At 58.1% G+C, this 6,832-nt stretch carries 6 protein-coding genes and 1 pseudogene; 3 read left to right on the forward strand and 4 right to left on the reverse strand.

The window, feature by feature from the left end; genetic code table 11:
• Positions 1–59: 59 nt before the first annotated feature.
• Positions 60–1,052 (reverse strand): helix-turn-helix domain-containing protein, encoded by a 993-nt coding sequence (locus N554_RS37520; RefSeq protein ID WP_051677684.1) that lies wholly within the window; start codon positions 1,050–1,052, stop codon positions 60–62.
• Positions 1,053–1,310: 258 nt separating this feature from the next.
• Between N554_RS37520 and N554_RS0124570 the strand changes: the two genes are divergently transcribed.
• A complete protein-coding gene (locus N554_RS0124570) occupies positions 1,311–1,667 on the forward strand; it encodes a hypothetical protein (RefSeq protein ID WP_029585919.1) in 357 nt (118 codons plus the stop codon).
• Between the two features lie 2,003 nt (positions 1,668–3,670).
• Here N554_RS0124570 and N554_RS0124590 read toward each other — a convergent pair.
• From N554_RS0124590 to N554_RS0124600, 3 genes are all read right to left on the reverse strand, one after another.
• Complete coding sequence (locus tag N554_RS0124590) at positions 3,671–4,030, reverse strand: hypothetical protein (RefSeq protein WP_029585921.1); 360 nt, start codon at positions 4,028–4,030, stop codon at positions 3,671–3,673.
• Between the two features lie 305 nt (positions 4,031–4,335).
• Positions 4,336–4,620, reverse strand: a complete 285-nt coding sequence (locus tag N554_RS0124595) for a hypothetical protein (RefSeq protein ID WP_029585922.1) — start codon at positions 4,618–4,620, stop codon at positions 4,336–4,338.
• A 731-nt stretch (positions 4,621–5,351) separates the two neighbouring features.
• Positions 5,352–5,822 carry a VOC family protein gene (locus N554_RS0124600; protein WP_029585923.1) on the reverse strand — a complete coding sequence of 157 codons (471 nt, stop codon included), beginning with the start codon at positions 5,820–5,822 and terminating at the stop codon, positions 5,352–5,354.
• Between the two features lie 445 nt (positions 5,823–6,267).
• On the opposite strand from N554_RS0124600, the gene N554_RS38750 reads away from it, so the two are divergent.
• Together N554_RS38750 and N554_RS0124605 are read left to right on the forward strand one after the other, a co-directional pair.
• Positions 6,268–6,525 (forward strand): DUF3551 domain-containing protein, encoded by a 258-nt coding sequence (locus N554_RS38750; protein ID WP_081851397.1) that lies wholly within the window; start codon positions 6,268–6,270, stop codon positions 6,523–6,525.
• Positions 6,526–6,638: 113 nt separating this feature from the next.
• A pseudogene (locus tag N554_RS0124605) lies at positions 6,639–6,832 on the forward strand (IS110 family transposase); the annotation flags it as partial.

Below are 6,832 nucleotides of genomic sequence, written 5' to 3' on the forward strand. Positions count from 1 at the left end.
TCGCGATCAAGAAACTAAACGATTTAAAACGTGATCTACGTCCGGTTCGGATGGCCGCGCTAACCTCTGCGGATCCGATCACGCGCTCTGACCTGGCGCATCTCGGCGCTCAGCATTGCGGCACGGTACTCCACGGGTGTCATCCCGTAGCCGCGTCGGAAGGCGCGAATGAACTGGGCCTGATCCGCGAAGCCGCAGGCATAAGCCTTTTCCGCAGCGCGGCGATGATCCGCCGGATCGGCAAGCGCGGCGCATATCCGTTGAAGGCGCCGGCCGCGGATAAAGGCGGCCACGCCCCCGCTCGCTTCGAACAACCGATAGAGCGCCGACCGAGACAGCCCCAGCAGACGTGCAAGGTCTTGCACACCAAAAGCCGGATAGTGGAGATGCTGCTCGACGAGCGCTTCGGCACGCTGGCGCGTGGCCAGTTGCATGATACTCCGTGTGTCGCTTTCCAGCTCCGGCTCCGCGGGATGGTCGAGCGAAACGGCAAGCATGTGGAGAAATGCTCGCGCGAGCGCAGGGCCGCTCTCCGCAGGAAGGGTCAAAAGGTGCGGCGCAATAGCCCTCACGTGATCCATCAGTGGTTGCGCGCGGGCCGTGCCTAGTACCAATCCGTGCAAGTCGCGCACCGGCGGCAAGACTTCTTCCGCGAGCGCACGCGGAATCGCAAATGTCATTGAGCGGCTTGCCGCCGCCGTCCAGTGACTGCGACGGCTCAGATCGCCAAGAAGGACGCCGCCGTCGCAAGCGAGCGAGCGCCCTTCGGCATCGCCCGCGCCTTTTCCGCGAAACAAAATTAGAACGCCGAGATGATCAAGGCCGTCGCCGCGGATGCGGCTTCCGGTCCGGACGTAGTCGAGCCCGGCCATGCGGGATCGCGTGATGGCCAAATCGCGAAAGCCAAATGTCTCGCTCTCCGCGAAAAAGGCGCCCTCGCGCGGTTGCGTTTCGAACACCGGCGCGACGCTCGGCCATTCCCGACATCGCCACGCCTCGTAGGCCTCGGGCGCGGCAATGCCATTCGTCGTGAAGAAGGTTCGTTTAGTCATGACGGGACCGAAGGAAAAGCCGGAGGGAAGCTAGGTCTTGAAAGCTAGGTCTTGAAAGCTTGGTCTTGGGACTCTCAGGCAGAGAGGCAACGTGCGGCAAGTGCTCACCCAGCTTGCCACGTTTGCCCCGCTGATTGGGACAATATGCCAACAATTGGGACGTGACGCCAGTTGCGACTGTGTCTCTCCACTCGATAGAGGAACAAAGGGTCGGGGCGGCAAAGATTCTCGGTGAGGCCGCCATTGGATTACCAAACCATGGGTGATCAGCGCGCGCGAATTGCGCCGATGAAAAAATTGTTCTCGATCCTGGTAACGACCACCGGCCGCCCATCGATCGGATCACGACACATGATCCGACACGCTGATCGATTTTGGATAGCACGCGTCGCGTCCGCGACGCCTGGCCCTCCGAGTTCGATGCCATCCTGGGCGGTGACGTGGGACGTCGACGACATCGTCCGCAAGGAGGAAGCGGCCGCGATGGCAAGGAATGCGTTCGCGCTCGACGCCAGAGCGAATCCGGACCAGGCGCTGGAGTGGCACGCGATCGACGAGAAGCACTGGATCGAGAAGGGCTACGCACCGAACCATTGGAGGGATGATGGCCGATAGTGAGGCGCTGCTGAGCGCCTGCAGACGGCATGGGCTCCCAAGGCCGACGAAATCGAGCCGGCCGTGCCGCAGGTGGATGCTCTCAATTGGCAGCGGGAATGTTCTGGCTGTACGGCTCGGAAGAGAAGGTGCTCGTGAAAACGCCATCTTCCCCACGGGTCACATCGAACAAATTACATGTGACAGTATGGAAGTGAACAGACGGCTCGGTGCCCGTGGATATCTTCATCGATACAACGGGGGTATAGGGCCGTGTTGGACGTCGTGATTACTGAGCGAAGCCCGACTAGGTGGGAATGGCGGGTCTGCGATCGCCAAGGCAGCCCGATTATGGGCGGGTTTGAAAGCACCCGACCCGCGGCCAAGTACAGCGGCAATCGAGCGCTGTTTCTCCTGCTGTCTACCAGCTGGCGTCATTTTCCCCGGAGCGGTGACCGGGTTGCAGGGCGCTCCCCCAGATGAAGCGTGCCGTGTTTTAGAGTGGGCAGCCTATGCCGGCCTGTCGCGGTCGCTCCAGCCAGATTATGGATTTGCTGAGTAGCGCTGGAGGCGCTGATCGCAGGCAATAGGTGGCCACGACGATCGTGAATGCATTCTTCGGCTATCGCATGCGCTGCGTGACGCCCCCATACAACAGCGAGGTAAAGGAGCTGTTCAAGAAAATGAGAGACGAGACGCGCTGAAACGTGAGCGTGGGATGTGAACTGGATCACAGCACAATCTGGAGATGGATCGTAAGTCGTATCGGGGCTCAGCAGAGAGCGTAAAATGTGCGAATGGAAAGCAATCGACACCGCTCCAACGGACGGCACATGGATCAAGGTGCGGGGATGGGATTTTGGGATAGAAGGATTGCGCCGACACTATGCCACTGCGTTCTACGAAGACGGTAGTTGGATCAATGTCGGCAGCAATGGCAATCGGCTTCGATACCTGACGGACTGGCAAAAGCTTTCGTAAACATCACAGACATGCGCACCAGACCGCTAACCGACGAAGAACTTGATGCCATCGTAGCGCGTCGCGAGTTACTTGTCTGCTTTCGGCGGTAGACCGGAAGTGACCTGCCGACTTTCAAACCGACGCAATTGACCCGGAGCGGACTTCGGCCCCACCTCGGAGTACGCGCCGCCGGGCACGGTCCAGATGCAGATGATCTACGCATTTCACTCGCGCCGCCGCAATTCCGGCGACTTACACGCTTGCCCCTTAATCTTCTCAGTCGTGAGGTGAGTACTTCTTACATTCTTACCGATCTCATCTGGAATACGACATTTGCTTGAATTAGCCTCGATAAAACTGATCATCCTGAGCTCGGCTTCTTCATAGCGGAAAGTATTCAGCGTCCCAAGCATCCGTTCGAAAGAGGATTTTCCCGTACATTAGAAACTTGTCGTCGGACCGATACGGACGGTTGGAGCTTCCTTTGATCTCAACGTGGGACGATATCTGCTGGATATGGTCGAAGAGGGTGTCCAGCACAAGTATTGTCGCGAGCCTGTACCATCTCGCGGTGGTACCCTTCCACTTGGTTCAACAATTGGACAGAAATGTCGCATGACTCGCGATTGTTATCTGCGTACTTGAGTGTCGCCTCCGCGGCTAAGGAGGCATGATAAAATGCTCCGCAGCGCTCCGATGGCGGTGCTCTCATCGCCTGTTTCCAAGCCTCTGTGGCCGCATTGCGCAGTCGCAGGTATTCTTGGCACGGCGTCCGCGCTTCGACCTGAACCCCGAGCCCGATTATTATTATCATTGCGAAGGCCGGCACTGCCTTCAGCGTCATAGGGCATCCTCGCAAGCGTTAGTACCACCAGGTACGCAACAGCATTCCGCAATATTGGTCCATCGGGTACGGCGGATATACGACCACACCGTTTGGGTTACCCGCGAATGGAGGCAGGGTAAATCGGTGTCCGCGCGGAAGTTCCGCTGTTGGCGCCATGAGCTGCCATTGCCGGCAAACCGATGCACACACGGGCGGTCTTTAAGCGTTAGCTTAATCAGCCGCAATTCCAGATCGGCCCGATCGGCGTCCGCGTCCAGCAAGGGCCGAAGCTGCCGCCATTGTAGCGACCGCCGTAAAAGCCAGGTCGGCCGAAATAGTGCCAGTCGCCATCGTACCCGTAATAACTTGGGATTGGGTCGATATACCAAGGGCGCCGGTTGTGGCGCGCCATGCGCGAAACCAAAGCTTTCTGGGCGTAAGCTGGAAGGCTGTTATTCGGTGGCTGATGATAACCCGGCAGGAAGCCGTAGCCGTGCCAGCGTGGCGCCGGCCGCTTATGAGCCGGCGCAGCCGGCGCGACGACCGGCAGCAGCGATAGGACGATTGCAATCGACAGAAACACGAGGCGCGACATAACCACAGCATAGACGGCCGCCTGTTGTGAGGCGATTCAAATCTGAGTGCACAGTCCAGCGCAACTGCTTCCGGTTCGCTTGCGAAACGAGCACTTTGCGCCAGAAACGGTCGTTTTTTTCTAAAGGTCCCGATTCCATTTAGACGTAATGATCTAGAATCACTTGCCTTGCTTCGCGCCGTCTAGTCTCAATTCGAAATTGAAAAATACAGAGCGTCCGCCCTTCGGGCAGTTTTCTTGCAAAGCAAGCGGAAACGTCGCTCGGCGCGCTTGACGAGAAGACGTCCTTCGGTAGTCCCGCTCGGTCAAAATCTGATCCGGCGCCACCAGGTATTTGGTTGGTCGCTCCGCGTGCGATTCCAACCTACACCGCGGGCGATTACTTTGCCGCCATCGTCTCCAGTCACTTCCAAGTCGACGATCGTATCGCTCTGAACCTTTATAATCATAGCGGCGTGTAGCGCGCCGGTGCTGTCGCAGTAGATCACCGTCTCGCCGAGAGAGCTGTTTTCCAGCAGGCCGTTCTTCGCCAACGCAGGCATCGCTGTCATGGTCACCGCCAACACGATTGCACTCACAATCTTTTTCATTGTGCCAACCTCAGTTGTAGTTTCCTTTCCTCTGCAAACATCCTCGGTCGTTGGTGTAATTCCAGCCTTGGGCGATTTTAAGGAAATCGGCGGTCGGGCGCGCCGACCAGGGAATTGCGCCGGATCATCCACGGTCTCGACCCGCTAGCGCGACTTGGTCGGCAGGTGGGTGCGGCCACTACTTGTCGCCTTCTGGAGGACGCATCATTTGCATCCAGCAACGACCTCTGGCGGTCGATCCGGCGCGAGGCTGAAATGGATGACTGTCCTAACGGAGCTCCTACCCCTTCATGATAGGCAAGGCCTCAGGCAACAATAGAGAGGACCGAACCGCATGATATGAGATCGGTGCGCACATTCTCGCCCACTGACAGGTAGGCCTCACCCGTGCGCGAATCCGGACTTCCGCTGCTGGCATCTTTGAAACACGCCGACCGGCTCTGAGAACGTCTGCTCCCAGGGGTAGACCGCAGGTGACTGGCGCATGGTCAGAATGAGGAGATTGACGCAAAGCAGCCATTTCCCGGGTTCATCTGCTTTCTCGAAAGGCGATGTCTAAACTCAGAGCACCTGACCCTAACGCAGACGCATCCGAGCTCGACGAGCGTGTCCTTGACCGGCGCCGCCGGGGCTCGACGTTTAGCAGATAGCGCAACGACTCGAGAAGGGTTCGGCCATCACGCGGCCACCTTCGCTACCCCTGACGCTTCGCATGGTTGAGCGGCCACCGCTTAGTTTCTGGCAGCGGCCTCCAGTTCTGCGAGGTCGAATTTCACCATCTTGAGCATTGCTTCGGTCACCCGCTTTGCCTTCGCGCGGTCCGGATCCTTCATCAGCTCATCGAGCCTTTTGGGTGAAATCTGCCAGGAGAGCCCCCAGCGATCCCGCAGCCAGCCGCATTGTTCCGTGGAGCCACCCTCCTTGAGGGCATCCCAAAGCCGATCAATCTCTGCCTGCGTGTCGCATTCAACCATGATGGAGAAGCTGTGATTGAAGGGGTCGAGAGGGCCTGCCTCGATCGCCATGTATCGCTGGTCGCCGAGAGTGCAGGACACGATTTTGACGCTTCCCTCCGGGCCACTTGGAGTATCCGCGGGTATAGTGGTGGCCCATTCAATGGCCGAGCCAGGTATCAAGGACGTGTAGAAGTTGATCGCCGCCTCCATGTCCTTTTCGAACCAGAGATGTTGAATAACTTTCATGGCTATAATCCTCTCAGATATCGCGTGCGCCGACACCGGCAGCTTCGGTTCATGCGAACAGCAGGTGCCCGGCTAATGCACTCCCTTAGGACGTCTGAAGACACCAGCGCCCGACAATACGGTGGAAATTTTCTCGCACAGAGGTCAAGGCGATTACCGAAAAGCTGCAAAGTTGACGCCTATCAAGATGGTTGGCCGGCCTTCGCGTAAACTTGGAACTTCGCGCGTCTCTCTGACTCAAATTGGCAGAGGCGGCGTATGAACCAGTTCATCGATGTTGCCCCAAGACGACTTTCGAAACCTGCTAATCGAAGCTGGCGGTACAAGGTGGTACACGCAAAAACCAATGGCCGGGCTGGGAACGCTTCGCGTTAGAGGGGGAACAAGGCGAACCGGCGAGATGCTTTGATTCTGAGCGGATTTGGCATCAAGAGGAGAAATTGAAATGCGCAAGATCATTGGAGCCGCAGCGTTTGTAGCCATGGTGTTCGCAGCGCTGCCGGCATCCGCTCAACCAGATGATCCGTACGATTATCCCTACTGCCTACAAGGTCACGACTACGGCCTCCCGGGGTTGTGTCAGTTCACAAGCTACCTACAGTGCCAAGCCACAGCCTACGGGACATTTTCGTATTGTGGCATAAATCCTCGATTTGCATACGGATGGCAGCCGCGCGGCCGACGACCTTATCAGGTATGGTGATCGAGTGAGCGTGGCGACTTCCGTTGTTGATGCTGTGGACGGCTCCTCCACCGGCACTTGAGTGCCATGGATGTGGGCGCTGTTGAGGCTCCCACGATTCGGAGGAGCTATCCATGCTGACGGTCACGACAATCGGTCTCGACATCGCCAAGTCGGTCTTTCAGGTCCACGGAGTGGATACCGCCGGTCAGGTGGTCATCCGCCGCCAGTTGAAGCGTCGCCAGGTCCTGGCGTTCTTTGAGAAGCTGCCACCCTGCCTGATTGGCATTGAGGCCTGTGCCTCGTCTCACTATTGGTCCCGCGAACT

Origin of the sequence: Bradyrhizobium sp. URHD0069, assembly GCF_000701345.1 — a bacterium.
Classification (GTDB): domain Bacteria; phylum Pseudomonadota; class Alphaproteobacteria; order Rhizobiales; family Xanthobacteraceae; genus Bradyrhizobium.

Coding starts and splice junctions, on each gene's coding strand:
- N554_RS0124570 (WP_029585919.1), top strand. CDS start 1,311: ATGGGTGATCAGCGCGCGCGAATTGCGCCGATGAAAAAATTGTTCTCG.
- N554_RS38750 (WP_081851397.1), top strand. CDS start 6,268: ATGCGCAAGATCATTGGAGCCGCAGCGTTTGTAGCCATGGTGTTCGCA.
- N554_RS37520 (WP_051677684.1), bottom strand. CDS start 1,052: ATGACTAAACGAACCTTCTTCACGACGAATGGCATTGCCGCGCCCGAG.
- N554_RS0124595 (WP_029585922.1), bottom strand. CDS start 4,620: ATGAAAAAGATTGTGAGTGCAATCGTGTTGGCGGTGACCATGACAGCG.
- N554_RS0124600 (WP_029585923.1), bottom strand. CDS start 5,822: ATGAAAGTTATTCAACATCTCTGGTTCGAAAAGGACATGGAGGCGGCG.
- N554_RS0124590 (WP_029585921.1), bottom strand. CDS start 4,030: ATGTCGCGCCTCGTGTTTCTGTCGATTGCAATCGTCCTATCGCTGCTG.